The sequence below is a fragment of the Microvirga alba genome, assembly GCF_015694465.1.
Taxonomy (GTDB): Bacteria; Pseudomonadota; Alphaproteobacteria; order Rhizobiales; family Beijerinckiaceae; genus Microvirga; species Microvirga alba.
The window spans coordinates 552,205-576,900 of the sequence record NZ_JADQDO010000001.1 but is presented as its reverse complement, the minus strand read 5'-3'; the positions used below and the strand labels follow the sequence as shown (position 1 = coordinate 576,900).

23 protein-coding genes and 1 riboswitch are annotated in these 24,696 nt (G+C 62.8%); of the genes, 14 read left to right on the top strand and 9 right to left on the bottom strand.

What is annotated here, in order from left to right:
* Positions 1-53: 53 nt before the first annotated feature.
* The gene (locus tag I2H38_RS02625; protein WP_196270230.1) at positions 54-506 is read right to left on the bottom strand and encodes a DNA polymerase III subunit chi; all 453 of its coding nucleotides are present in this window, start codon (positions 504-506) and stop codon (positions 54-56) included.
* A 59-nt stretch (positions 507-565) separates the two neighbouring features.
* Complete coding sequence (locus I2H38_RS02620; RefSeq protein ID WP_196270229.1) at positions 566-2,059, bottom strand: leucyl aminopeptidase; 1,494 nt, start codon at positions 2,057-2,059, stop codon at positions 566-568.
* A 203-nt stretch (positions 2,060-2,262) separates the two neighbouring features.
* On the opposite strand from I2H38_RS02620, the gene lptF reads away from it, so the two are divergent.
* The 5 genes from lptF to rsmA are packed head-to-tail and all read left to right on the top strand — an operon-like array spanning position 2,263 to position 8,964.
* Entirely contained in the window at positions 2,263-3,423 is a 1,161-nt protein-coding gene (gene lptF / locus I2H38_RS02615; RefSeq protein WP_196270228.1) for an LPS export ABC transporter permease LptF, read from the top strand.
* 2 nt (positions 3,424-3,425) lie between these two features.
* Positions 3,426-4,508, top strand: coding sequence for an LPS export ABC transporter permease LptG (gene lptG, locus I2H38_RS02610; protein WP_196270227.1), 1,083 nt, complete (start codon positions 3,426-3,428; stop codon positions 4,506-4,508).
* A 36-nt stretch (positions 4,509-4,544) separates the two neighbouring features.
* On the top strand, positions 4,545-7,091 hold the full coding sequence (locus I2H38_RS02605) for an LPS-assembly protein LptD (RefSeq protein WP_196270226.1): 2,547 nt from the start codon (positions 4,545-4,547) through the stop codon (positions 7,089-7,091).
* The gene (gene pdxA, locus I2H38_RS02600; RefSeq protein ID WP_196270225.1) at positions 7,088-8,107 is read left to right on the top strand and encodes a 4-hydroxythreonine-4-phosphate dehydrogenase PdxA; all 1,020 of its coding nucleotides are present in this window, start codon (positions 7,088-7,090) and stop codon (positions 8,105-8,107) included. Before I2H38_RS02605 ends, pdxA begins: the two co-directional genes overlap by 4 nt.
* Positions 8,104-8,964: a 16S rRNA (adenine(1518)-N(6)/adenine(1519)-N(6))-dimethyltransferase RsmA gene (gene rsmA, locus I2H38_RS02595; RefSeq protein ID WP_196270224.1), complete on the top strand. Its 861-nt coding sequence runs from the start codon at positions 8,104-8,106 to the stop codon at positions 8,962-8,964. Before pdxA ends, rsmA begins: the two co-directional genes overlap by 4 nt.
* Positions 8,965-8,970: 6 nt before the next feature.
* Here rsmA and gmk read toward each other — a convergent pair whose 3' ends face one another.
* From gmk to fabD, 7 genes are all read right to left on the bottom strand, one after another.
* The gene (gene gmk / locus I2H38_RS02590) at positions 8,971-9,612 is read right to left on the bottom strand and encodes a guanylate kinase (RefSeq protein ID WP_196270223.1); all 642 of its coding nucleotides are present in this window, start codon (positions 9,610-9,612) and stop codon (positions 8,971-8,973) included.
* Between the two features lie 10 nt (positions 9,613-9,622).
* Positions 9,623-10,510, bottom strand: coding sequence for a YicC/YloC family endoribonuclease (locus I2H38_RS02585; protein WP_196270222.1), 888 nt, complete (start codon positions 10,508-10,510; stop codon positions 9,623-9,625).
* Positions 10,511-10,602: 92 nt separating this feature from the next.
* On the bottom strand, positions 10,603-11,979 hold the full coding sequence (gene mltG / locus I2H38_RS02580) for an endolytic transglycosylase MltG (protein ID WP_196270221.1): 1,377 nt from the start codon (positions 11,977-11,979) through the stop codon (positions 10,603-10,605).
* A gap of 95 nt (positions 11,980-12,074) precedes the next feature.
* Positions 12,075-13,337, bottom strand: coding sequence for a beta-ketoacyl-ACP synthase II (gene fabF / locus I2H38_RS02575; RefSeq protein ID WP_196270220.1), 1,263 nt, complete (start codon positions 13,335-13,337; stop codon positions 12,075-12,077).
* A 65-nt stretch (positions 13,338-13,402) separates the two neighbouring features.
* Positions 13,403-13,639, bottom strand: coding sequence for an acyl carrier protein (locus I2H38_RS02570; protein WP_196270219.1), 237 nt, complete (start codon positions 13,637-13,639; stop codon positions 13,403-13,405).
* Positions 13,640-13,874: 235 nt separating this feature from the next.
* Positions 13,875-14,612 carry a 3-oxoacyl-[acyl-carrier-protein] reductase gene (gene fabG, locus I2H38_RS02565; protein ID WP_196270218.1) on the bottom strand — a complete coding sequence of 246 codons (738 nt, stop codon included), beginning with the start codon at positions 14,610-14,612 and terminating at the stop codon, positions 13,875-13,877.
* Between the two features lie 12 nt (positions 14,613-14,624).
* Complete coding sequence (gene fabD, locus I2H38_RS02560; RefSeq protein ID WP_196270217.1) at positions 14,625-15,572, bottom strand: ACP S-malonyltransferase; 948 nt, start codon at positions 15,570-15,572, stop codon at positions 14,625-14,627.
* 182 nt (positions 15,573-15,754) lie between these two features.
* Here fabD and rpoZ point away from each other — a divergent pair, with 182 nt between their 5' ends.
* The 9 genes from rpoZ to I2H38_RS02515 all read left to right on the top strand — a co-directional run bounded on the left by rpoZ (position 15,755) and on the right by I2H38_RS02515 (position 24,597).
* A complete protein-coding gene (rpoZ, locus tag I2H38_RS02555) occupies positions 15,755-16,162 on the top strand; it encodes a DNA-directed RNA polymerase subunit omega (protein WP_196270216.1) in 408 nt (135 codons plus the stop codon).
* Positions 16,163-16,324: 162 nt separating this feature from the next.
* Positions 16,325-18,484 (top strand): RelA/SpoT family protein, encoded by a 2,160-nt coding sequence (locus I2H38_RS02550; RefSeq protein WP_196270215.1) that lies wholly within the window; start codon positions 16,325-16,327, stop codon positions 18,482-18,484.
* 8 nt (positions 18,485-18,492) lie between these two features.
* Complete coding sequence (locus I2H38_RS02545) at positions 18,493-19,191, top strand: gamma-glutamyl-gamma-aminobutyrate hydrolase family protein (RefSeq protein WP_196270214.1); 699 nt, start codon at positions 18,493-18,495, stop codon at positions 19,189-19,191.
* 75 nt (positions 19,192-19,266) lie between these two features.
* Positions 19,267-19,378, top strand: a riboswitch (TPP riboswitch).
* Positions 19,369-19,977 (top strand): YkoF family thiamine/hydroxymethylpyrimidine-binding protein, encoded by a 609-nt coding sequence (locus tag I2H38_RS02540; RefSeq protein ID WP_196270213.1) that lies wholly within the window; start codon positions 19,369-19,371, stop codon positions 19,975-19,977. Its footprint overlaps the riboswitch before it by 10 nt.
* Positions 19,978-20,017: 40 nt before the next feature.
* Positions 20,018-20,602: an ECF transporter S component gene (locus tag I2H38_RS02535; RefSeq protein ID WP_196270212.1), complete on the top strand. Its 585-nt coding sequence runs from the start codon at positions 20,018-20,020 to the stop codon at positions 20,600-20,602.
* Positions 20,577-22,265, top strand: a complete 1,689-nt coding sequence (locus I2H38_RS02530) for an ABC transporter ATP-binding protein (RefSeq protein WP_196270211.1) — start codon at positions 20,577-20,579, stop codon at positions 22,263-22,265. The genes I2H38_RS02535 and I2H38_RS02530 overlap by 26 nt, the downstream gene beginning before the upstream one ends.
* Positions 22,259-23,002, top strand: coding sequence for an energy-coupling factor transporter transmembrane component T family protein (locus I2H38_RS02525; protein ID WP_196270210.1), 744 nt, complete (start codon positions 22,259-22,261; stop codon positions 23,000-23,002). The genes I2H38_RS02530 and I2H38_RS02525 overlap by 7 nt, the downstream gene beginning before the upstream one ends.
* A gap of 104 nt (positions 23,003-23,106) precedes the next feature.
* Positions 23,107-23,691 carry an orotate phosphoribosyltransferase gene (gene pyrE, locus I2H38_RS02520; protein ID WP_196270209.1) on the top strand — a complete coding sequence of 195 codons (585 nt, stop codon included), beginning with the start codon at positions 23,107-23,109 and terminating at the stop codon, positions 23,689-23,691.
* Between the two features lie 243 nt (positions 23,692-23,934).
* Positions 23,935-24,597, top strand: a complete 663-nt coding sequence (locus I2H38_RS02515) for a LabA-like NYN domain-containing protein (protein ID WP_196270208.1) — start codon at positions 23,935-23,937, stop codon at positions 24,595-24,597.
* The last annotated feature ends 99 nt before the right edge of the window (positions 24,598-24,696 follow it).

The window sequence follows — 24,696 nt, the reverse complement described above, 5'->3', positions numbered from 1 at the left end:
ATCGAGATGACGGCGCCCGGCCATGAGGGCTGGCAACGGGACGTCAAGAATCGTCAGACCTTCCGCTCCCAGCGTCCGCGGTCGTCCTGCTGCCAATAGGTCGCGTCGTGGCCGCCCTCCTTGACCGCACGCCATTGGTCGCGCGCGCGGGCTAGAGCCTGATCGTCGTTACCGTCGAACAGGATCGCGATCCGCTGATAGGCCGGAATATCCCCCGGCAAATCGGCCCCCTCGGCCAGAAAGCGGATCGAGGCTCCGTTGGGGTTGCTATCGGCCAGCGTGATCAGGATCGGCTGGCTCGCCGCCTGGGCCTCGCGGTCGGTGCCGTGCGGCAGAAAGCTTTCATCGGCATAGGTCCATAAGTGATCGTCGAGGGCGGCCATGCGCTCCTCGGTCGTCACCTGAACCACCGCGCGCCAACCACGCTCCAGCGTTTTCTGCAGGAGCGTGGGCAACACGGCCTCGAGAGGCTGTCGTTGAAGATGATAGAAAAGGACCTCGGCCATCGGCGCTCACAAACCGTCGGCGCAGGCGACGATGGCAAGCCCTTTTTTGGATGTCATCCTCAACCCTCGTAGTGATCGCGCACGAGGCGATCGAGCAGACGCACGCCCCAGCCGGAACTCCAGCCCTTGTTGATCTCGTTCTGCGGCGACCCCATGGCGGTGCCTGCGATGTCGAGATGGGCCCAGGGCACGTCGTTGACGAAGCGCTGAAGCAGCGCCGCGGCCGTGCTCGATCCGCCGTGACGGCCCGAGGAGTTCTTCATGTCGGCGAACTTCGAATCGATCATCTTGTCGAATTCCGGCCCGAGCGGCATGCGCCACACGCGCTCGCCGGTCTCCTGACCGGCCGCCGTGATGCGCTGAGCCAATTCGTCGTTGTTCGAGAACAGGCCCGCATATTCCTGCGCCAACGCCACGAGGATCGCGCCAGTCAGGGTGGCGAGGTCGATCATGAATTTCGGCTTGAACCGATCCTGCACGTACCAGAGCACATCGGCCAGAACGAGGCGGCCTTCGGCGTCGGTGTTGATGATCTCGATGGTCTGGCCCGACATGGTGGTGACGATATCACCGGGGCGCTGGGCGCTGCCGTCCGGCATGTTCTCGACGAGGCCGATCGCGCCGACCACATTCGCCTTCGCCTTGCGGCTGGCGAGCGCATGCATGAGACCGACGACGCAGGCCGCGCCCGCCATGTCGCCCTTCATGTCCTCCATGCCCTGGCCGGGCTTGAGCGAAATGCCGCCCGAATCGAAAACGACGCCCTTGCCGATGAAGGCGATGGGCTTCTGCGTCGCCTTTCCGCCGTTCCAGCGCATGATGGCGACGCGGCTGCCGCGCGTGGAGCCCTGGCCAACGCCCAACAGCGCACGCATGCCGAGCTTCTGCATGGCCTTCTCGTCGAGAATCTCGACCTCGACGCCGAGCTTGCTCAGGGCTTCCGCCTTGGCCGCGAACTCACGGGGACCGAGAACGTTCGGCGGTTCGTTGACGAGATCGCGGGCGATGGTGATTCCGCCGGCAACGCCTTCGCGCGCCTTGTAAGCCTTCTTCACCGCGGTCGGATCGGCGACGCTCAACGACAGTTTTCCGCCGGCGCCGTTTGTTTTGGCCTCGTCCTTCTTGGTCTTGTAGCGGTCGAAGCTGTAGCGGCGCAGCTGAGCGCCAAGCGCTACATCGGCGGCGTCATCCGGCGTGATCTCAACGCCCGGCAGGTCCAGCACGGCGACAGCGCTCTTGCCGTTCACCTTGCTCGCGACGAGGCCGCCCAGTTGGGCCCAGTCGACATTCGCCCGGTCTTTTTCTCCCCCGGCGCCGATCACGACGAGCCGGTCGACAGCGACCGCTGACGGCGCGACGATGACCATGGCCGACTTGGCCTTACCCTTGAAATTCTCGGCCGCAGCGGCTCTCGCAATCAACTCGACGGCCTTGGGGCCGATCAGCTTCGCAACCGCAGGTGTCGGCTTGAGGTTCTCTCCGACGAAAACGATGAGATCGCCGGTCCCTATCGAACCGTGAGCTTGAAAATCAATCTTGAAGCTGTCGGCCATGAAATCCTCGCATCCAGTTGTGAAGGGCCGGCCAGAGAGAGAGGCCAGCTGCGGCTTTTGGTGACATACATCAATTCGCGACTCGGATCACGCGGGCTTTGCCGCGAAAGCGACGCAATCTCAAGCTGTTGAAAACGCGCGGCCTTGCCTAGGGGCATGTGACAAGGTACCCAAGGCCTGGACGCCGACCGGCGAAGGGCTTCATGACACTACTTGAACGTTATATCCTGAAAATCGCGTTTACGGCCTTCGCCGCATGCCTCATCGCCCTCACCGGGGTCATTTGGATCACCCAGGCCTTGCGCGAGCTCGACCTCCTGACCGGCAAGGGTCAGACGCTCTTCATCTTCTTGACTGTTACGGGCCTGTCCCTGCCCGCCCTCATCAGCGTCATTTCGCCGGTCGCTCTGTTTCTGGCAACGATCTACGCGCTCAATAAGCTCAATGGCGACTCCGAGCTGATCGTCATGAGCGCAGCCGGCATGCGCCCCCTGAAGCTGCTGCGGCCCTTCCTCGTCCTGGCCGCTTTCGTCTGCTTCATCGTGGGGATGATCACGATCTACATCATGCCTGCGAGCTTCCAGGAGCTGCGCAACCTTTTCACGAAAATTCGCGCGGATTTCGTGGCTACCATGGCGAAAGAGGGCCAGTTCATCACCCTCGAGAACGGCATCACCTTCCATTACCGCGAACGCTCCGGCGAGGCGCTGCTCGGCATTTTCATGGAAGACCAGCGGGTGAAGGACAAGGTCGTCGTCTATCTCGCGGAGCGCGGCCAAACGGTCGAAGCCAATGGGCAGGCCTATCTCGTCCTCGAAAAAGGCAGCGTTCAGCGGAAGGAACCGAACAGCCGCGACTCGTCCATCGTCGCTTTCGAGCGTTACGCGGTCGATCTTGCCGCCTTCAACCAGGACGGCGGCGACATCATCTACAAACCGCGCGAGCGCGGCACGATCCAGTTGCTGTTCCCGGACAAGACCGAGCTTCTGTATCAATACCAGGAAGGGCGCTTCCGCGCCGAGCTGCACGACAGGCTCTCTTCCTGGCTCTACCCGTTGGCCATGATGGTCATTGCATTCGCCGCGCTGGGCGATGCGCGCACCACCCGTCAGGGGCGCGGACTCGCCATCGCATCTGCCGTTCTGGGCGTTGTCGTGCTGCGGATCGCGGGCTTTGCCGCATCAAGCGCTGTTGTTCGGACACCCGTGGCCGTGATCGGCGTCTATGGGGTTCCGATTTTGGCGGTTACGATCTCCCTGATGCTGATCTTGCAGGGTTCGTCGATTCGAACGATTCGCGCCAAGGCCAGAGTGTTGGGACGGGCGCTGATCCCCTCTCGAAACTCCCAAACTCAAAAGGCTTGAGCATGCTGATCGGTGCAACGCTCGGGCGTTATTTCTCGTGGCAATTCCTGAAGACCATCTTCTTGGTCTTCGCCACCGTCTTTACCCTCGTCTACACGCTCGATCTCGTGGAGCTGATGCGCCGCGCCGGCGATGCCGAGGGCGCAACGGCGGGAATGATGGCGCGGCTCGCCCTCTTCCGGACCCCCGCCATCGCCGAGCAGGTGATGCCCTTCGCCGTCTTGTTCGGCAGCATGGCGGCCCTGCTGCAACTCAGCCGCAAGCTCGAGCTCGTCATCGCCCGCGCTGCCGGCATCTCCGCCTGGCAGTTCCTTCAGCCCGGCCTGTTCGTCGCGCTGACGATCGGCATCGTTTCGGTCACGATCTACAACCCGATCTCGGCCTCCCTGAAGCAGCATGCCTCGGCCCTTGAGACCAAAATTTTCTCGCGCTACGTGCTGAACGGCAAGGCGATCTGGCTGCGTCAGAAGAGCATCGATGGGCAGGCCATTTTTCGGGCCAGCGGGTCTCTGGCCGATGAGGCGACCCTGACAGGCGTCACGGTCTACACTTTCGACAACTCCGGGGCTTTCAGCCAGCGAATCGAAGCCAAGGAGGCGACCCTCCACGAAGGTTTCTGGGAGTTGAGCGAAACACGAGTTCTAACTGCGGTAGAAGAACCGCAATCATACGACCGTTACGTTATCGCCTCCAGCCTGCAGCCGTCCCAGGTTCGCCAGAGCTTCATCGCCCCCGACTCCGTGCCTTTCTGGAAGCTCAAAGAGACCATCGAACGCCTTGAAAAAGCAGAGCTGAACACGACCACCTACCGCCTCCATTACGACATCCTTTTGGCCCGCCCGCTTCTGTTCATCGCCATGGTTTTCGTAGCGGCATCTGTGTCGTTAAGATTCTTTCGATTTGGTGGTGTAGCGATGATGGTTCTGGGTGGCGTCGCGGCTGGCTTCATGCTTTATGTCGCGACGGAACTCATGGCGGAACTCGGCGCCGCCGGCATCATCAGCTCGGTCGTCGCCGCTTGGTTTCCCGCTGTCGTCGGCAGTCTCTTAGGGACTCTCGCCTTGTTGTACCAAGAGGACGGTTAGCCGTTCTCGGAAGTAGAGGCTCGGTAAGGAGTGGGAATGGAACGGTTCAAGGCAACGATCGCAACGTCTGCGGTCGCGATGGTGCTTCTTTGTGCCGTCGGGTCTGTTCCTGCGCTCGCCCAGAAATCCCTTAACGACACCCTCGGGTCCAAGCTTCAATCCGGCTCGGGTACGGACCGGCTGTTCGTTGACGCTAAGGAAATCGTCTACAACAACGACAAGAACACGATCGCCGCCGCAGGCGACGTGCAGATGAACTACCAGGGAAAGACGCTTCAAGCCGATCGCGTCACCTATGATCGGAATACGGGCCGGGTTTACGCCGAAGGCAACGCGAAACTCACGGATGCGAGCGGCGCCGTTGTGACCGGCGACCGGTTCGAACTGACCGACGATTTCAAGAACGGCTTCATCAATTCGCTGCGGGTCGTGCAGAGCACCACCGAAAACGGCAGGCCCCTCACGACGCGATTCTCGGCGCCCCGCGCCGAGCGCGCTGAAGGCGAGACGACCGTTTTCGAGCGCGGCACCTACACCGCTTGCGAGCCTTGTAAGGATAATCCGGAAAAGCCGCCGCTGTGGCAGGTCAGGGCGGCCAAGATCATCCACAACAACAGCGAACAGACGATCTACTATGAGGACGCGACCCTCGAGATCCTCGGCCTTCCCGTCGCGTATATGCCCTATTTCTGGACGCCGGATCCGACGGTCAAACGCAAGACCGGCTTCCTGTCACCGCGCTATGTCTATTCCAGCTCGCTCGGTGTCGGCCTGTCGGTTCCGTTTTTCTGGGCTATCGCGCCGAACTACGATTTGACAGTCACGCCGACCTACCTGAGCCGGCAGGGCCTGCTCGGTCAGGCCGAGTGGCGTCATCGTCTCGATACGGGCTCCTACACCATCCGCGCAGCCGGCATCAGCCAACAAGATCCGACCGCGTTTCTCGTCAGCCCCTTTGGGCCGGGCGACCGCGACAACCGCGGATCGCTCGAATCGACCGGCCAGTTCTACCTCAACGATCGCTGGAAGTGGGGCTGGGACGTCGCCCTGTTGTCGGACAAATGGTTCCTGCAGAACTACCGGATCCGCAGCGAGAGCCTGAGCGCGCTCTATCTGAAGGAATCGATCTCGACCTTGTACCTGCAAGGCCAGGGTGACCGGTCCTTCTTCGATCTGCGGGGCTATTATTTCCAGGGTCTGTCGAGCACGGACTGGCAGAAGCAGCAGCCTGTCGTCGCGCCGGTCCTCGATTACAACAAGCGCATTACACCCGCCGGCATCGGCGGTGAGTTCTCGCTTGACGTCAACGTGACCAGCCTGTCGCGAGAGGCCGCCCAGTTCGAGCAAGCCGGCAAGCCGGCACTTCTCTTCGGGCTCTATCAGACCTGTGCCGTTTTCCAGCGCGGCGTCTGCCTGGTTCGCGGCATCAGCGGCTCGGATTCGCGCGCCTCGGTCTCAGCGTCCTGGCGGCGCGAGTTCATTGACCCGGTTGGCCAGGTTTGGACCCCGTTCGCCTATGTTCGGGCAGACAATTTCTGGACCGCACCGGACTTCAGCGGCTTCCAGAACTTCGAACTTTCGAACTTCATCAGCGGCAATGACGAATATGCCTTCCGCGGCATGCCGGGAATCGGCCTTGAATACCGCTTCCCGTTCGTTGCCAGCCTCGGAACGTCGGGCACTCAAACGCTCGAACCGATCGCTCAGATCGTCGCTCGCCCCAGTGAAACCAGGATCGGCCGCCTTCCAAACGAAGATGCGCAGAGCCTGATCTTTGACGACACGTCCCTCTTCAATTGGGACAAGTTCACCGGCTATGACCGGGCGGAAGGCGGCGTGCGCGCCAATGTCGGCCTGCAATATTCCGTCACCGGCGCGGATGGCTTCTACGCAAACGTGTTGTTTGGTCAATCCTATCAACTCGCCGGGCGCAATTCGTTTAAAACCCTCGATCTGGTGAATACAGGTCTTGAATCCGGACTGGATTCCGCCGCGTCGGACTATGTTGGCCGTTTCCAGCTCTCCCCGAACAAGAACATCTCGTTCGTGACGCGCGGCCGATTCGACCAAAACGATTTCGGGCTTAATCGGCTCGAAGCCGGCGTGACGGCAAGCTTCAGCCCCTATCTGCCATTCTCGACTTCACTGACCTATGCCCGCTATGCAGCGCAACCGGCGATCGGCTTCGACCAGCGCCGCGAGGGTCTTCTCGCCTCGGCCACGTGGAACGTGACGCCGAAATGGTATGTCACGGGGTCGCTGTTGCTCGATCTCGATCGCTATCTGTTGGCGCGTGACACGTTTGCCGCCAACTTCATCGCCAACCCGTCGACAGCCGTCTACAATCGCCTGAATGCCGCCTATGTGGGCTCCATGTCGCTTGGCGTCGGTTATATGGACGAGTGCACGACCTTCACTCTGAATTACTCCATGGCTCCGCGAAATCTCGCCGTCACTTCCGGTGAGAAAGATCGCAGCCACACGGTGATGTTCCGGCTTGAGCTGCGCACCCTCGGCGAAGTCTCGTTCAGCCAGAACATCAATGGGGCGGCCTCATCCCAAGACGGTGTCGCGGCTAAGTGACGGGCCATCGACGCCCCCTTCTTCTGACGCAAGGTGACCCAGCCGGAATCGGGCCTGAACTGACGCTCAAGGCCTGGCTCCAGCGGACGGAGGCCTCCCTTCCGCCCTTCGCCGTGATCGCTGATCCGGCTCACCTTGAACAAGCTGCCCGTTCATTCGGCTGGGATGTCCCCATCGCTCCTGCCGAGCCTGCGGACATCGAATCTGTTTTCCCGCAGGCCCTGCCGGTAATTCCGCTGACGCGGTCAGTCGTCGCCCATGCGGGCAAGCCCGATGCAGCCAATGCCCCTTCGGTCACCGAATCCATCGAGACGGCCGTGCGGCTGGTTCAAGGTGGCAGCGCCGCTGCTCTCGTTACCAACCCCATCGCAAAGCATGTGCTTTACGACGCCGGTTTCCGGCATCCGGGGCATACGGAGTTCCTGGCGGCGCTCGCATCGGGCAGGGAGGGCAAAGCCTATCACCCGGTGATGATGCTCTGGAGCGAGCAGTTGGCGGTCGTGCCGGTCACCGTGCACATCCCCCTCTCCTCTGTTCCGTCGGCGCTGACGACCGATCTGATCGTGCTGACAGGGCGGATCGTGGCGCGGGAGTTGAGAGAGCGGTTCGGCCTCCCGCACCCGCGCCTCGCGCTCGCCGGTCTCAATCCGCATGCGGGTGAGAACGGCGCGATGGGGGCGGAAGATCAAGACATTATCGCTCCAGCCGTCGCTATCTTGCGGACTGACGGCATCGAGGTCGCGGGACCGCTTCCCGCCGACACCATGTTCCACGCCCGCGCGCGTCAGCGTTACGATGCGGCACTCGCCATGTATCACGATCAGGCGTTGATCCCGATCAAGACCATCGCCTTCGATGAGGCCGTCAACGTGACGCTCGGTCTTCCCTTCGTTCGGACATCGCCGGATCACGGCACCGCGTTTGACATCGCGGGCCAGGGCATCGCCCGGCCCGACAGCCTGATGGCGGCGATCCGGCTCGCCGCCCGCCTCGGCAACAGGTCCGAAGCCCCATGAGCCAGATCGACGATCTGCCGCCGCTTCGCGAGGTGGTGCGGATTCATGGGCTGATGGCCAAGAAGTCGCTCGGCCAGAACTTCCTGTTCGACCTCAATCTGACGAGCCGGATCGCGCGGTCGGCGGGTCCCCTTGAGGACAGCACCGTGGTCGAGGTCGGCCCCGGTCCCGGCGGGCTCACCCGGGCTATTCTCGCTGCTGGCGCGAAGAAGGTGATCGCCATCGAGCGCGACTCCCGGTGTCTGCCCGCTCTCGCCGAAATCGCCGCGCACTATCCGGGTCGTCTGGAGGTGATCGAGGCCGATGCTCTTGCTTTCGATCCTCGTCCGCTGATCGGGGAGGGTCCTGTCCGCATCATCGCCAATCTGCCTTACAACGTGGGCACGGCCCTGTTGACCGGCTGGCTCACCGGTGAGGCATGGCCGCCCTGGTGGTCCTCCCTGACGCTGATGTTCCAGCGCGAGGTGGCCGAGCGCATCGTGGCGAACGAGGACGACCCGAAGGATTACGGCCGGCTTGGCGTGCTCTGCGGCTGGCGCACAGAGGCGCGCATTCTCTTCGACGTGCCGCCTTCCGCCTTCGTGCCACCGCCCAAGATTACGTCGAGCATCGTGCATCTGACGCCGCGCCAGGAGCCCCTGCCCTGCCGCGTCGGAGCGCTGGAGGCGGTGACCCGCGCCGCTTTCGGACAACGCCGCAAGATGCTGCGTCAGAGCCTGAAATCCATGACGCCCGATCCTTCGGCCCTGATCGCGGAAGCGGGGCTTGAGGAAACGGCCCGCGCCGAGAACGTGCCCGTTTCAGGCTACGTTGCCCTGGCCAACGCGTTCGATCGAACGAAACGGCGATCGGACTAAGCCGACCTATTTCACCGACGCGGCCAGCAGGCCGTCGATAAAGCCTCCAAGCTCAACCTGACGCTCGCGGCGCAGACGCTCGGCAGCGAGGATGGCTTTCAGGTCGCCATAGGTACGATCAAGATCGTCATTGATGAGCACGTAGTCGTAAGACGCCCATTGGGCGATCTCCTCGCGGGCATTGCGCAGGCGACGGGCGATGACTTCCGGCGTGTCCTCGGCGCGGCGTTCGAGCCGTGCCTTCAGCTCTTCCATCGAAGGCGGCAGGATGAAAACGCTCACCACATCGGAACGCATCTTCTCGACGATCTGCTTCGTGCCCTGCCAGTCGATGTCGAACATCATGTCCTCGCCGCGAGTGAGGGCATGCTCCACGGGCTTGCGCGGCGTTCCGTAATAGTTCTCGTGGACATGCGCCCATTCGAGCAACTCGCCGCGATCCCGCATCTCCTCGAAATCGGCGACGTTTTCCATGAAGTTGTAATGCACGCCGTTGATCTCAGACGGGCGCTTGTGGCGGGTGGTGACCGAGATCGACAGGCGAATCCCGCGATCCTCGCGCACGAGGTTACGCGTCAGGGTCGATTTGCCAGCACCCGAGGGCGAGGACAGGATCAGGAGAAGGCCACGCCGCTTCAATTCAATCACTTCCCGCCCCTTACTCGACGTTTTGAACCTGCTCGCGGAATTGCTCGATAACGGCCTTCAATTCAAGCCCGATCCGCGAAAGGGATACATCATTTGCCTTCGCGCACAGGGTATTGGCCTCGCGGCCGAATTCCTGCGCCAGAAAATCGAGCCGTCGTCCGACGGACCCACCTTCGTCGAGCAGGCCACGCGCGGCATCCACATGGGCGCGCAAGCGGTCGAGTTCCTCGCGGATATCGGCCCGGGCGGCGATCAGCACGGCTTCCTGGTGTAACCGCGCCGGATCGAGCGCGGCCTTGCCTTCGAGCAACTGGTCGATCAGCGCCTCCAGCCGAACCCGGACGGCCTCCGGGCGGCGGGCGGGCGAGGAATCCGCCTCGTCGACAAGACCGGAGATGAGATCGAGATGCTGCCGCAGAACGGAAGCCAGTGCCTTGCCCTCCCGCAAACGCGCGGCCTTGAGAGCGTCGATCAGCACTACGATAGCCGCCTTGAGTGCTTGTGCGAGGGCTTCATCCTGCCCGGGCTCGGTCGCATCTTCGTCCAGTTCGACAACGCCGCGTACGGAAAGCAAGCCGTCGAGGGATGCGGGCTTGACCGTTTCGGGAAGTTTCAGATCACCGATCACCGACAGGAGCGATTGCAGCACGTCCTGGTTCACCCGCAGCTTCGGCGTGGAAGAAGCCTTGGTGATCGAGAGGTTCAACTGCCCCTGCCCGCGGGTGAAGGCTTTGAGGATCTGGCTACGCGCCTCCTCGCCGACCGCGTCGAGGCCTGAGGGCGCCCGCACGCGGACTTCGAGCCCGCGTCCATTCACGGTTTTGATCTCCCAGGCCCATTGATAGGGGCCTGTGCTGCCGGCTTCGCGGGCAAAGCCGGTCATGCTCGCAATGGACATGCGTTGAACCTCGGGCGTGAGTGAAAAGTCGGCGCGACCATAATGCGCGCCGCCTCGCGTCACAAGCAGTCAGGCTGCAAGGGCCGCCGGCCTTAGGGCTGTTTCAGAACGGGGACGTTCTTGGGACTGTTCAGATCGTAGGTCTTGTTCTTGAGGGGATCTTTGTCGGTCCCCTCGCTGGCATCGAACCCACGCGCCTTCATCCCCGGCTTCAGAGGGGTCTTCGCCCCCGCCGGGGCGGTGGGATCGGCAAGCCCACGCGGGTCCTGGGTCAGGTCGCCAGTCGCTCCCCCATCCGGGTCGGCCCTGTCGACGCTGTTGGCAGCATCGGTCGCGGCGCGGGTCTTCTCGACCTGCCGCCAGCGCGTCACATTGCGCTGATGCTGCTCGTAGCTCTCGGAGAAAGCGTGACCGCCCGATCCATCGGCGACGAAGTAGAGATCCTTGGTCCGCGAGGGATTGGCCACAGCCTCCAGCGCCGCCCGGCCGGGATTGGCGATGGGCCCCGGCGGCAAGCCTTCGATCACATAGGTGTTGTAGGGCGTCGCCGCTTCGATCTCGTTCTTCATGATGCCCCGGCCGAGCGTCCCCTTGCCGCCTACGAGGCCGTAGACGATGGTCGGGTCTGACTGGAGCTTCATGCGGCGCATGAGGCGGTTGATGAACACGGCAGCGACGCGCGTGCGCTCGTCGGCGCGGGCCGTCTCCTTCTCCACGATGGAGGCAAGGATAACGAGTTCCTGAGCGGTTTTAACGGGAAGCTCCGGCGAGCGGCGCTGCCAGATCTGGGCCAGGGCCTGCCGCTGCGCCATCTGCATGCTGTTGACGATCTGCTGGCGGGTGGTGCCGCGCTCGAACTTGTAGGTATCGGGGAGCAGCATTCCCTCACGCGGGGTCTCGACAATATCGCCAGACAGAATTTCGTTCTCGTAAAGCCGGGCCACGATCTGATCGCTGGTCAGCCCTTCGGGGATCGTGATCGAATGCAGGATGGCCTTGCCCTGCGCGAGCGTTTCAATGGCGTCCTGGATGCTAGCCCCGGCCTTGAACTGGAATTCGCCGGCCTTGAGTTGACCCCGTTGCCGGTTGACGAGGGCATAGGCCTCGAACAGCAAAGGCTGATTGATCACGCCTTCCTGCTTCAGGATTTCGGCGATCTCGCTCGTGCCGGTATTGCGCGGAATGAGAACGACCTTGTCGCTCTGGAGGGGCCCCTTGGCCGTAACCTCCCGCTCGAGGACACTAAACCCGAAGACGAGGCCGATCGCGAGCGCGATCAGGAGAGTGAGGAGCCCGCTGACAACGGACAAAAGCCCGCCTCGTTCACGGCGCATGCGCGGCGGAGGCGGGGGAGCCGCCATCGGCTTGATGGCCTCGCTTGGCGATTTGGGCGCGAGGCGCGGCTGTTGCTCGTCCTGATGCGGCATCTCGTTGGAAGACATCAGGGTTTGTTTTTTTCTGCCGAACATCACGATGCTTTTCTGGGGCCGATCGGCGGCCTTGCCGTTCGTTCGACACCCTACTGGGGATTATGGCGAAAAGCCGTAACGTAGTGGGTTTATCCTCAGGAGACGCGACGGAAAACGAGGGAAGCGTTGGTGCCGCCGAACCCGAAGGAGTTCGAAAGCGCCACATTGACTTCCTTGCGCTTCGCCTTGTGGGGCACGAGGTCGATCGCGGTCTCGACGGACGGATTGTCGAGATTGAGGGTCGGCGGAACGATTCCGTCGCGCATGGCCAAAATCGAGAAGATCGCTTCGACAGCGCCGGCAGCACCCAGCAAGTGGCCGATGGCCGACTTGGTCGAGGACATGGAAAGCTTGCCCGCCGCGTTGCCGACGATGCGCTCGACGGCTTTCAACTCAAGCTCGTCTCCGAGCGGTGTCGAGGTGCCGTGGGCGTTAATGTAGTCGATCTCGGAGGCAGAGATGCCCGCGCGCTTGATGGCGGCGGCCATGCAGCGATAGGCCCCGTCGCCGTCCTCGGAGGGCGAGGTAATGTGGTAGGCGTCGCCCGACAGGCCGTAGCCGATGACCTCGGCATAAATCTTGGCGCCGCGCGCCTTGGCGTGTTCGTATTCTTCGAGAACCACCACGCCCGCGCCCTCGCCCATGACGAAACCGTCACGGTCCTTGTCGTAAGGGCGAGATCCCCTGGTCGGATCGTCGTTAAAATTCGTGGACAGAGCGCGGCAGGCCGCAAAGCCAGCAAGGGAAAGCCGGTTGATCGGCGATTCCGTGCCGCCCGCCACCATCACGTCCGCATCGCCGAGCGCGATCAGACGGGCCGCGTCGCCGATGGCGTGCGAGCCGGTGGAGCAAGCGGTCACGACCGAGTGATTGGGCCCCTTGAGGCCGTGCTCGATCGAAACATAGCCACTCGCCAGATTGATGAGGCGGCCAGGAATGAAGAACGGGGAAATGCGGCGCGGGCCACGCTCGATCAGGGTCAACGAGGCATCGTAGATGCCGCCGATGCCGCCGATGCCGGAGCCGATCAGCACGCCGGAGGCGCATTGGTCCTCGTAAGTCGTCGGCTTCCATCCTGCGTCGTTGAGGGCTTGGGTCGCCGCCGACATGGCATAGACGATGAAGGGATCGACCTTGCGCTGCTCTTTCGGCTCCATCCATTGATCGGCATTGAAGGTGCCGTTGGAACCGTCGCCGAGCGGGATCTGCGCAGCAATCCGACAGGCCAGATCGTCGGTCTCGAAACCTTCGACCTTGTTGGCGCCGCTCTTGCTATCGAGGATTTGCGACCATGTCTCCTCCACCCCGCAAGCGAGGGGGGTGACCATGCCTAGACCCGTGACGACAACACGACGCATGTTATATCCTGTCTTATTAATAAAAATTGGGCGTCGGATGACTTGATCCGACGCCCCATGGCTTTTTAGGCCGCGTTCTTCTCGAGGAACTTGACCGCGTCGCCGACCGTGACGATCGTCTCGGCCGCGTCGTCCGGGATCTCGACGTTGAACTCTTCCTCGAACGCCATGACGAGCTCGACGGTATCAAGGCTGTCGGCGCCCAGGTCGTCGATGAAGTTGGCATTGTCGACCACCTTCTCGGCGTCGACGCCCAGGTGCTCGACAACGATCTTCTTCACGCGATCAGCGACGTCACTCATCGTATTTTCCTCAGTGGCTGCCGCCTCAGGAATTGGGCGGATCAAGAATTGAAATTAGATCAGCTGCTCGGCAGACAACGCTGGAACCGCTACCTTGCGCCGTGCAAAGCCGCATTTTTCCGCGCCGGTCAACCCCTCCGACCTGAATCGAGCAAATGCTTAACACAAGCTTATCGCCTCTGGCGAGAGGTGTCCGGCATTCGCGAACAGATTCCATCAGAGGCGCTAAGCCCTTCTAGAACATGGCCATTCCGCCGTTTACGTGCAGGGTGTGACCTGTCACGTATGCAGCTTCTGTGGACGCAAGATAAACCACGGACGATGCAATTTCACCACCCTGACCGAGCCGCCCCATGGGGATCGTACCCAGAATTCCCTCGCGCTGCTTCTCGTTGAGCACGTCCGTCATGGGCGACTCGATGAAGCCAGGAGCCACGCAGTTGACTGTGATATTGCGGCTCGCGACCTCCGCGGCAAGGGCCTTGGTCATACCGATCAGGCCGGCTTTCGAGGCGGCGTAATTGCCCTGCCCCGGATTGCCTGTGGAACCGACGATCGAGCCGATATTGATGATGCGGCCATAGCGGCGGCGCATCATGCCTTTCACGGCGGCGCGGGACAGGCGGAAGGCGGCGGTGAGGTTGACGGCGATGACCGTGTCCCACTCCTCGTCCTTCATGCGCATGAACAGGTTGTCCCGCGTCACGCCCGCGTTGTTGACCAGAATATCGAGCCCTTCCATCGCGGTTTCCGCTGCCGGAACAAGAGCTTCGACGGAATCCTTGTCGGACAGATTGGCCTCGACGATATGAACCCGCTCGCCCAGCGACGCCGCAAGCTCCTCGAGAGCGCTGCGACGGGTTCCGGACAGGGTGACGATAGCCCCCTGCTCGTGGAGAGCGCGGGCGATGGCCCCGCCGATGCCGCCGGTCGCGCCGGTGACGAGAGCCTTGCGGCCGTTGAGATCGAACATGAGAGGCTCTCCTTACCCTTGCAGGGATGCTTTGAAGGCGGCGACATCCTCGGGTGTGCCGATAGCGGCGGACGACGCCCCCGCTGCGATGCGTTTCACGAGTCCGGTCAGGACCTTGCCGGACCCGACCTCATAAAATGAATCAACGCCTTGAGACGCCATGTAAGCGACACACTCGCGCCAGCGCACGGTGCCGGTAACCTGGCGCACGAGCGCATCGCGGATCGCTGCCGGATCGGTGATGGCGGCGGCTTCCACATTCGCGACAACTGGCACGACAGGCGCGTTCACGGTCACCTTGGCCAGAGCCTCGCGCATTGCATCGGCCGCCGGGGCCATGAGGGCGCAATGGAAGGGGGCGGACACGGAGAGCATCACGGCGCGCTTCGCGCCCTTCTCCTGAGCGATGACAACAGCCCGCTCGACCGCCGACTTATGACCCGACACCACGACTTGCGCGCCGCCATTGTCGTTGGCCGCATCGCAGACCTCGCCCTGAGCCGCCTCCCGGGCGACCTCGAGGGCCGCGTCGAATTCGAGCCCGAGCAGGGCCGCCATCGCGCCCTGCCCCACCGGCACGGCGCTCTGCATGGCATTGCCGCGAATACGCAGCAGGCGGGCTGTGTCGCCGATCGAAAGGCTGCCAGCGGCGGCGAGGGCCGAATATTCACCGAGCGAATGACCGGCGACGTAAGCCGCGTGCTTTTTCAGGTCGAGACCGGCCTCGGCCTCCAGAACCCGGATCGCGGCCAGGCTCACAGCCATCAGCGCCGGCTGGGTGTTGGCGGTCAGCGTCAGGTCCTCCGCCGGGCCTTCCCACATGATGGTGGAAAGCTTCTGCGAGAGGGCGTCATCTACCTCGTCGAACACGGCCTTGGCCTGTGGAAAGGCATCGGCGAGGGCCTTACCCATTCCGACCGACTGGCTTCCCTGACCCGGGAAAATGAATGCGCGCGTCATGTTGAGCCGCCCTTTTGCGTTGAAAAGTCGCGCGGGACTCGCATCGTCGCGGAGTTTAGTCAAGCTCGGCACCTGGATAACGTGCGGGGGAAGAGCGTCGTCGCTTCCCCTTGTTTTCTTGCGCCGCCGGGTGTACTTAGCCCGTCTTCCGATATTTTCGTACAGCTAGAAGGAGCCTCTTCATGGCTCGTGTGACCGTCGAAGATTGCATCGACAAGGTCGACAACCGGTTTGAGCTCGTGCTGCTGGCCAGCCATCGCGCTCGCCTGATTTCCTCGGGCTCGCCGCTGACCATCGATCGCGACCGCGACAAAAACCCCGTCGTGGCTCTGCGCGAAATCGCGGACGAGACCATTGCTCCCGACGATCTGAAGGAGCAGCTCATCCACTCGATGCAGAAATATGTCGAGGTGGACGAGCCGGAGGCGGAAACTGTTCCTCTGCTCGGCAACACCGCAGCGGCTGCATCTGCCGGCAGCGACAATGATGCCGATGTTCAGTTCGACCGTATGAGCGAAGATGACCTGCTCCGCGGCCTCGAGGGCCTCGTGCCCCCGAGCAGCAGCGCGGACGACGACGAGCGCGAATAAGCCTCGCGGAAGAACCTTTTCTTAAAAGCCCGGCCCTGCGCCGGGCTTTTTTTGTTGTCCGGCGACCATGAGGCAATCAGAAATCTTGCGGATCTGCCCCGTCCCACAATATCCTTTTAACTTCAGTCGACTACACGGAACTGAAAAGGAGATGGCCGCCGGATGATGCGCCAGTACGAACTTGTCGAGCGGGTGAAGCGCTACAACCCCTCGACCGACGAGGCGCTTCTCAACCGGGCCTACGTGTACGCCATGATGGCGCATGGCAACCAGAAGCGGGCCTCGGGCGACCTGTTTTTCGGCCATCCGCTTGAAGTCGCTGCCATTCTGACGGACCTCAAGCTCGACGATGCCACCATCGCGGCGGCCGTTCTCCACGATACGGTCGAGGACACCCAGGCGACGCTGGAAGAGATCACCAAGTCCTTCGGCCCCCAGATCGGGGCACTGGTCGACGGCCTGACGAAGATCAAGCGACTCGACCTCGTGTCCAAACGGGCCGCGCAAGGCGAGAACTTCCGGAAACTGCTTCTGGCCGTCGCTGACGATGTGCGGGTGCTTCTGGTCAAGCTCGCCGACCGTCTGCACAACATGCGCACGCTCGGATTCATGCCGCCGGAGAAACGCAAGCGCATCGCCGAGGAGACCCTCGACATCTACGCGCCGCTCGCCGGGCGCATGGGTATACAAGAGATGCGCGAGGAACTGGAGGATCTTGCCTTCCAGAATCTCGACCCGGAGGCTTATGAGGCGATCAGCCGTCACCTTCGCGAGGTCACCGCCAAAGCCGAGAAGCTGGTAGAGGAAATCGAGCACGACCTGACGGCCAAGCTGAAGGCGCAAGGGATCGAGGCCGAGGTGACGGGCCGCCAGAAGCGGCCCTATTCGATCTGGCGCAAGATGGAGCGCAAATCGGTCTCCTTCGAGCAGCTCTCCGACATTTTCGGCTTCCGCGTGATCGTCGGCACCATCGACGAATGTTATCGCGCGCTCGGCGTGGTCCACACCACCTGGCCCATGGTGCCGGGGCGCTACAAGGACTACATCTCGACCCCGAAGCAGAACGATTACCGCTCGATCCACACCACCGTGATAGGCCCCGGCCGTCAGCGCGTGGAGCTGCAAATCCGCACCCGCGACATGGATGAGATCGCGGAATACGGCATCGCCGCGCACGCGCTGTATAAAGAAGGCGTCAACGACAATTCCCGCCTCGCCAAGGAGAGCCGCGCCTATCAATGGCTGCGGCGCACCATCGACCTCCTGGCCGAGGGCGACAATCCGGAAGAATTTCTGGAGCATACGAAGCTCGAACTCTTCCACGATCAGGTTTTCTGCTTCACACCGAAGGGGCGCCTCATCGCGCTGCCGCGCGGCGCAACCCCCATCGATTTCGCCTACGCGGTCCACACGGACGTCGGCAACACCGCCGTCGGCTGCAAGATCAATGGGCGGATGTCACCCCTTCTGACGGAATTGCAGAACGGCGACGAGGTCGAAATCGTCCGCTCCGAGGGCCAGACGCCTCCGGCCGCGTGGGAATCCCTGGTCGTCACCGGCAAGGCACGCGCTTCGATCCGGCGCGCCACCCGCGCCGCGGTGCGACGACAATATACCGGCCTCGGCCATCAGATCCTCGAACGCGCCTTCGAGCGCGCGGGCCGCCTCTTCTCCGACGAGAAGCTGAAAGGGTCCCTCCCCCGTTTGGCCCGGGCCTCCATCGAGGACGTGCTCGCGGCGGTGGGTCGGGGTGAGATGTTCTCCGGCGACGTGGTTCGCGCCGTCTATCCCGATTACAAGGACGAGCGGCGCGCAATCTCAGCCGAGGCCGCCGGTCAGGCCGACGGCAAGAGCCCCGAGCAGATGCAACGCGGCATTCCGATTCGCGGGCTCAATTCCGACATGCCGATCCGCTTCGCACCGGAGGGCGGCGCGGTGCCGGGCGACCGCATCGTGGGGATTTTGACGCCGGGCGAAGGCGTGACGATCTACCCGATCCAGTCCGCGTCGCTTGCCGCCTTCGACAACGAGCCGGATCGCTGGATCGACGTGCGTTGGGACTTCGAGGTCCATGACCGCCAGCGCTTCCCGGCGCGCATCAAGCTGCAATCGATCAACGAACCGGGCTCGCTCGCGCAGATCACCCAGGTCATTGCCGACCATGACGGCAATATCGACAATGTGTCGATGAAACGCCGCACGCAGGACTTCACGGACCTGACCATCGATCTGGCCGTCTGGGACCTGAAACACCTCAACGCCATCATCGCGGAACTGCGCGCCAAGCGCGTGGTCAGCCGCGTCGACCGGGTCAACGGATAAGAAAAGCTATGAGCGCGAAGCCTCGCATTGCCGTCATCATGGACGAGAACACCAGCGTCGGCGGCACCGGATATGAGATGCCCAAGACCTATTTCACCGCGGTTCATCGCGCGGGCGGCATGCCCTTCGGCATTCCCTATCTCGCCGAGATGGTCGAAACGGTCGTCGCGGAGTTTGACGGGTTCATCAGCGTGGGCGGGCGCATCCAGTTCCCGCGCGAATGGTATGTGGGGGACGAGTCGCGCTATCCGGCGTCAGAACGCCTCGCCGTCGAGCAGGCGCTCATGCGCGGGTTCCTTGATCGCGACAAGCCGGTCCTCGGGATCTGCAACGGCATGCAGATGCTGGCGTGTCTCCACGGCGGCCGGATGGTGCATAAGGTGCGTGAAACCGGTGCGCATATTCTCGACCACGACAACCGCACTGCCTCCCATGCCGTCTCCATCATGCCCGGCACGATGCTCTCGCGCATCGTCGGCGCCGCGCGCATGGAGGTGAACAGCCGCCATCAAGAAGCGGTCGTCGAGGTCTCCGACCGGGCGGTTGTGGCCGCCCAAGCGGATGACGGCGTGATCGAAGCCATCGAAATTCCGTCCCACCGCTTCGCCATCGGCCTCCAATGGCACCAGGAAGCTTTCACGCTCACCGAGCATCCGGGCAACAAGCTGTTTGACGCTTTCGTGCAGGCGGCGGGTGAGCGCCGCTAAAGATCAGGGGCTTTCAAGGAACAAAGGCGCGTCGATCGCGATTGCGCTTCCGTAGCGAAAGATGATAAGCGTTCCTCAATTCGACAGGGGTGCTCCGTATCGCCGGGGCTGAGATGGTGGCGCGAAGCCGTCGGACCCTCAAGCTGATCTGGGTAATACCAGCGGAGCGAGGCGACCATGTTTTCCGGCGCACAGATTTCCCTTTATCCGATGACGGACGATTTCGTCCGCGTCATCCTCGACGCCATCGGCGCGTTGGAACCATATCGGCCCGCATTCCGGATCGAGACCGACGATATTTCCACCCTGCTCGTCGGGCCGCCGGACCAGCTCTTTCCCGCCATGCGCGATCTCTTCGTCGCGGCGGCGGGCAGCGGCACGCATTGCGTCCTCGCCGCCACCGTCTCGCGTGGCTGTCCAGGTGAGCCCGACGATCCGATCTGCACGCCTATCGGGCGGAGCGAGCACGACCTTCCTCTCGAGGACCGGATCGCTTCGGCTATCGCGCATGCCGCGGCGGCCCCCATGACCGGCCAGATCGTGGCTGCTCAATTCTCGCTCTATCCGCTCGGCAGCGGCCACCACATGGACGAGATCTATGGCTGCATCGATTTCCTGAAGCAGTCCGGGGTCTTCGATCGGTCGAAGAACTTCTGCACCAAGCTGCGTGGGGATGCGGGCCAGGTCTTTGCGACTCTGAGCGAAGCCTTTCTGCGCTTTGGCGCGCCGGAAGGCCATGTTGCGCTCGACATCAAGGTCTCGGCCAACAGCCCGACCGCCGCGTAAGCGTACTCGTCATCCGCCTTTTAAAATTTGGAGGAACCGCATGTCTGCTCGTCGAGGCTGGACTCTGAAGGAAACCCTTATCGTCACCGTGCTCGGAGCGGTGTTCGCCGTGCTGTATCTGGCTTGGGTGCAGGTTTGGCTGATCGCGCAAGCCATCTTCGGCTCGTTGACCATGGACGTGGTGATGGGCTTCTGGTTCGTCGCCTCCATCGTTGCCGCCGCCATCATCCGCAAGCCGGGTGTCGCCCTCACCGCGGAGCTTCTGGCAGCAGCCGTGCAGATCCTGCTCGGCAGCCCTGCCGGACTGTTGCTCCTGGTGACAGGCGCGGTCCAGGGGGCAGGCGCGGAACTTGTCTTCGCGGCCACCCGGTGGCGGAACTATTCGCTCCCGGTCCTGATGGCAGCAGGCGTCGGCGCGGCGATCTTCTCGTTCGCCTATACCTGGATCCGCTTCGATTACGGCGCGCTGCAACCGACCGTGCTGATCGCCATGTTCGTGCTTCGTTGCTTGAGCGGCGCGCTACTGGGCGGTTGGCTCGGCCATGTGATCGTTGAAGCACTCTACAAAACCGGGGCGCTTGGGGGCTTGGTCATCGACCATGACAAGCGAGCCGCGATTGCCTGAAAACCCGCCCGCGGCGGAATGGCGAGGCGTCCGGGTTCGCTATCCCTTCGCCAAGCGCGATGCGGTGGGGCCGGTCGCTCTTGAGATCCGACGCGGAGAACGGGTTCTGCTTCTCGGGCCCTCGGGCTCCGGCAAGTCGACGCTTCTGCTGACCCTGACCGGGCTGATCCCGCAGAGCATCCCCGCCGAGGTCGATGGTTCCGTCCGCCTCTTCGGGAGCGATGCGCATGCGCGCAAGCCCTGGGCCTGGGCCGCTGATGTCGCGCAATACTTCCAGGATGCCGACCAAACCCTCTGCGGCATGCGCGTCGAGGACGAAATTGCCTTCGCCCTCGAAAACCGCGCGATGCAGCCGGCACTCATCGAGGAAGCCGTGGCGAGCGCGATGGAGCGCGTTGGTCTGCCGGAAGACTGGCGCAAACGGCGTTCATCGACCCTCTCGGGCGGGGAACGTCAGTTGGCGGCCCTTGCGGCGACGCTCGTACAGAATGCGCCCCTGTTCGTGGCCGACGAACCGACGGCGCATCTCGCGCCGGAAGCGGCAGGCCGCCTTCATGCGCTGCTGACAAAGGCCGAGCCCGACCACAGCATCCTGATCGTGGACCACCGGCTCGACGGGCTGATCCAGGCGATCGACCGCATGGTTGTTTTGGGCAAGGACGGCACGCTCATCGCCGAGGGGTATCCGCGCGCGATCTTTCGCGAGAAGCGCGAATTGCTGATGTCGCTCGGCATATGGTGTCCCGCTTCGACCGCGCTCGACGCCGCGCTGGCGCAAGCGGGCATTGCTCCGCCCATCGCGCCTCTCTCCGTTGAGGAGGCGCTGGCGCATCTCGACCCCGCCTCGACATCCTTGGATAGGATCGAAAGGGCTCGCCCCGCCGTAGAGACATTCGTCGCGGAGCGGTCGGCCCGACCTGTCGTGACTACGACCAATCCAAGCTTAATGGCGCGTCTTACGGGCGCCGATTGCGCGCCATTCCTGGGGCCCACAATCCTGCGCAACATCAACCTCGCCATTCACGAGGGGGAAATCCTCGGCATCCTGGGTGCGAACGGCGCGGGCAAGTCGACGCTCGGAGCCTGCCTGTCCGGTGTTCTGGCTCTGAAAGGCGGCACAAGGAGCGGCGCGCCCGGCGGCCTCGCCTTCCAGCGCTCCGAAAACCAGTTCGTCGCAGACACGGTGCGCGAGGAAATGTTGACCGCGCTGCCGAAGCGGATGGCTGAGGACGAAAAGCGTCGCCGCGTGGCGGATGCCTTCGCGAGATGGGGGCTGACAGACTTTGAGGGTCACCACCCGTTCGAACTCTCGCAGGGGCAGAAACGGCGCTTGGCCCTTGCGGCGCTCACCATTGGCGAAAACTGGCCGCTGCTGGTTCTGGACGAACCGATGGCGGGCCTTGACGCTCACGGAGCATCAACCCTGACGGCGGAGATCCTGGCTCTCCGCGAGAAGGGCCGTGCCATCGCCATCATCTCGCACGATATGGACCTCGCACTGAAGCTGTGCACCCGCTGCATCATCGTCGGCGAGGGACGCCTTCTGGCCGACGGGCCAACGGAAACTCTCCTCAGCGATCCGCAACTCCTCAAGCGAGCCGGATTGGCGGAACCATCCTGCGCGCCGGCACGGCGATGGTTGCAGCAGGTGGCGGCATGCTGAAAGCGCTCAATCCGATCACCAAGCTGTTCGTTTGCATCATCTGGCTCACGGCGGCCGTCCTGGTTTTCGATGCGCGTTTCCAGGTCGCGTGCATCGTCATCCCGGCGCTCGCATTGATCGTTTTCAACCGCACCTCACCGCTACTTCTTCTCGCCCTGATGGTGCCGTTCGCGCTGTTCGGGCTAGGCTTCCTCACGACCTCGCTGCTCTTTCGCCAGGAGAGCGACTTCGCCTTGCGCATGGCGGGGGAATCCCTGTTCGCCACGCCCGCCTTTTCAGCCGGCATCACGCTGTTCCTGCGCGCCATCGCCTGCGGCACGATCTCCGTCTTCTTCGCACTCACGACTGATCCGGGCGCGGCGGTTCGGGCCTTCATGGTCTATTGCAGGTTGCCGGCGCGGATCGGTTATTCGCTGTTCGCTGCGATGCAGCTCGTGCCCGATCTCGCCTCGGAAGCGCAGCAGATGCGCCTCGCCCGCGCCATGAAATCCGGCCGTCCGCCTCGACGGTTTCCCGGACCCGTCGAGCTCTTCAGCCTCGTGATCCCGCTCCTTGCCTTTGCGATCCGCCGCGCTGGCCGCACCGCGATTGCCATGGAAGCGCGCGGCCTCTCACCGGACGCGCCTCGTACGGTCCTGAACGCACCGCGCTTTGGGCGCGGCGACCTGATCTTCGCTCTCGTCGCAATCGTTGTCTGCGGTCTCTCCATCGGCGCTGGGTCAAGCATCCTCCGCTGAGCGACGGTCGTCTCCAGATTTTATTCCGCCGAATTGGAGATTCGTTTGCCCTTGCCTCTCGCAAAGGCACCTGCCAAACAGCGCTCGTGCAGGAGAGACAGGCCATGACCCCCACCGAAGTCCTTGATGAATTCCGTTCCGCCGGTGCGTTGCTGGAAGGACATTTCGTTCTCTCGTCGGGCCTGCACAGCCCGGTTTTCCTGCAGAAGATGTTCGTGTTCCAGGACCCCGCCCGCACGGAGCGGGTCTGCCGGGCGCTCGCGGGGAAGATTAGGGAAGCCTACGGCGAGGTCGATTACGTGGTCTCGCCTGCCGTCGGCGGCATCGTACCGGGTTATGAGACTGCGCGGCATCTAGGCTGCAAGGCAATCTTCGTCGAGCGCGAGAACGGTGTCTTCGTGCTCCGCCGCGGCTTTGCGATTCCCGAAGGCGCGAGGGTCGTCATGGTGGAGGACATCGTGACCACGGGTCTTTCCTCCCGCGAATGCCTCGCGGCCCTGCGCGAGCATCCGGGCACGATCCTGGGAGCGGCGTGCCTCATCGACCGCTCCGGCGGCAAGGCGGATCTCGGCGCACCCCTCGTGTCCCTGGTGCAGCTCGACATCCCGGCCTACGCGCCGGATCAGCTTCCCCCGGAACTGGCGGCCCTGCCCGCCGTGAAGCCGGGAAGCCGCAATCTGAAAGCCTAGAAAGATGTTTATCCTTCCGCCAAGTGATTGATATTTCAGGTGTCATGAACTTGACACCTAGAACCTGGACCGCTTTACTACCGGCGTTATCATTTTTACTCGTCTGATGGGTTTATAGCAGCCTGTTAACAGGCACGTCGCAAATCAGTCGCGCAATTATATTTCAGGCGCGAATAATTTTGATGTCGCTTTGTTAAACATGGCTGTTGTCAGCACCTTGGCCGATCCACAAAGAGAACGTTTATGTCAGGTCAGCAACGGATCGCGCTCTTCATCGATGGAGCCAACCTTTACGCTACGACAAAGACTCTTGGTTTCGACATAGACTACAAGCGTTTGCTTAAAGAATTTCAAAGTCGCGGCACTTTGGTCCGCGCTTTTTACTATACCGCTCTGGTGGAAGACCAAGAATACTCCTCCATCCGCCCGCTGATCGACTGGCTCGATTACAACGGCTACCGGGTCGTGACGAAGCCCACGAAGGAGTTCGTGGACTCCGCGGGTCGCCGCAAGGTGAAGGGCAATATGGATATCGAGCTCGCCATCGACGCGCTCGAACTTGCTCCTTACATCGATCACATGGTGCTCTTCTCCGGCGACGGTGATTTCCGGTCGCTGGTGGAAGCCCTGCAGCGCCGGGGCGTCCGGGTTTCCGTCGTCTCGACCGTGACCACGCAGCCGCCCATGGTGGCAGATGAGTTGCGCCGTCAGGCGGATGAGTTCCTCGATCTGTCGCAATTGGCCTCGCGCATCGGACGAGATCCGTCAGAGCGTCCTCAGCGCGCCCCCGGCGAGAATGGCGACCGCCCCGAGCGGCCGCGCCCGCCCCAAGCGCAAGTGCCCAGCGCGGGCCTGGAGCGCCGCTACGGCATCCGCCAAGGCCAGGACGACGAATTCGAGGTCTGAGAGCCCTTCGGCGAAGCGCAGCCGTTTCGCCGAATACGCGCCCCTTACAAAAGCTAAGAGCGCGCCCAGGTTCTGCTGAAACCAAGGCGCGCTCCCCAA

Excerpts from the sequence above, each read along its gene's own strand:
- I2H38_RS02625 (WP_196270230.1), bottom strand. The coding sequence starts at position 506 with ATGGCCGAGGTCCTTTTCTATCATCTTCAACGACAGCCTCTCGAGGCC.
- I2H38_RS02620 (WP_196270229.1), bottom strand. The coding sequence starts at position 2,059 with ATGGCCGACAGCTTCAAGATTGATTTTCAAGCTCACGGTTCGATAGGG.
- lptF (WP_196270228.1), top strand. The coding sequence starts at position 2,263 with ATGACACTACTTGAACGTTATATCCTGAAAATCGCGTTTACGGCCTTC.
- lptG (WP_196270227.1), top strand. The coding sequence starts at position 3,426 with ATGCTGATCGGTGCAACGCTCGGGCGTTATTTCTCGTGGCAATTCCTG.
- I2H38_RS02605 (WP_196270226.1), top strand. The coding sequence starts at position 4,545 with ATGGAACGGTTCAAGGCAACGATCGCAACGTCTGCGGTCGCGATGGTG.
- rsmA (WP_196270224.1), top strand. The coding sequence starts at position 8,104 with ATGAGCCAGATCGACGATCTGCCGCCGCTTCGCGAGGTGGTGCGGATT.
- I2H38_RS02585 (WP_196270222.1), bottom strand. The coding sequence starts at position 10,510 with ATGTCCATTGCGAGCATGACCGGCTTTGCCCGCGAAGCCGGCAGCACA.
- mltG (WP_196270221.1), bottom strand. The coding sequence starts at position 11,979 with ATGTTCGGCAGAAAAAAACAAACCCTGATGTCTTCCAACGAGATGCCG.
- fabF (WP_196270220.1), bottom strand. The coding sequence starts at position 13,337 with ATGCGTCGTGTTGTCGTCACGGGTCTAGGCATGGTCACCCCCCTCGCT.
- I2H38_RS02570 (WP_196270219.1), bottom strand. The coding sequence starts at position 13,639 with ATGAGTGACGTCGCTGATCGCGTGAAGAAGATCGTTGTCGAGCACCTG.
- fabG (WP_196270218.1), bottom strand. The coding sequence starts at position 14,612 with ATGTTCGATCTCAACGGCCGCAAGGCTCTCGTCACCGGCGCGACCGGC.
- fabD (WP_196270217.1), bottom strand. The coding sequence starts at position 15,572 with ATGACGCGCGCATTCATTTTCCCGGGTCAGGGAAGCCAGTCGGTCGGA.
- rpoZ (WP_196270216.1), top strand. The coding sequence starts at position 15,755 with ATGGCTCGTGTGACCGTCGAAGATTGCATCGACAAGGTCGACAACCGG.
- I2H38_RS02550 (WP_196270215.1), top strand. The coding sequence starts at position 16,325 with ATGATGCGCCAGTACGAACTTGTCGAGCGGGTGAAGCGCTACAACCCC.
- I2H38_RS02545 (WP_196270214.1), top strand. The coding sequence starts at position 18,493 with ATGAGCGCGAAGCCTCGCATTGCCGTCATCATGGACGAGAACACCAGC.
- I2H38_RS02540 (WP_196270213.1), top strand. The coding sequence starts at position 19,369 with ATGTTTTCCGGCGCACAGATTTCCCTTTATCCGATGACGGACGATTTC.
- I2H38_RS02535 (WP_196270212.1), top strand. The coding sequence starts at position 20,018 with ATGTCTGCTCGTCGAGGCTGGACTCTGAAGGAAACCCTTATCGTCACC.
- I2H38_RS02530 (WP_196270211.1), top strand. The coding sequence starts at position 20,577 with ATGACAAGCGAGCCGCGATTGCCTGAAAACCCGCCCGCGGCGGAATGG.
- I2H38_RS02525 (WP_196270210.1), top strand. The coding sequence starts at position 22,259 with ATGCTGAAAGCGCTCAATCCGATCACCAAGCTGTTCGTTTGCATCATC.
- pyrE (WP_196270209.1), top strand. The coding sequence starts at position 23,107 with ATGACCCCCACCGAAGTCCTTGATGAATTCCGTTCCGCCGGTGCGTTG.
- I2H38_RS02515 (WP_196270208.1), top strand. The coding sequence starts at position 23,935 with ATGTCAGGTCAGCAACGGATCGCGCTCTTCATCGATGGAGCCAACCTT.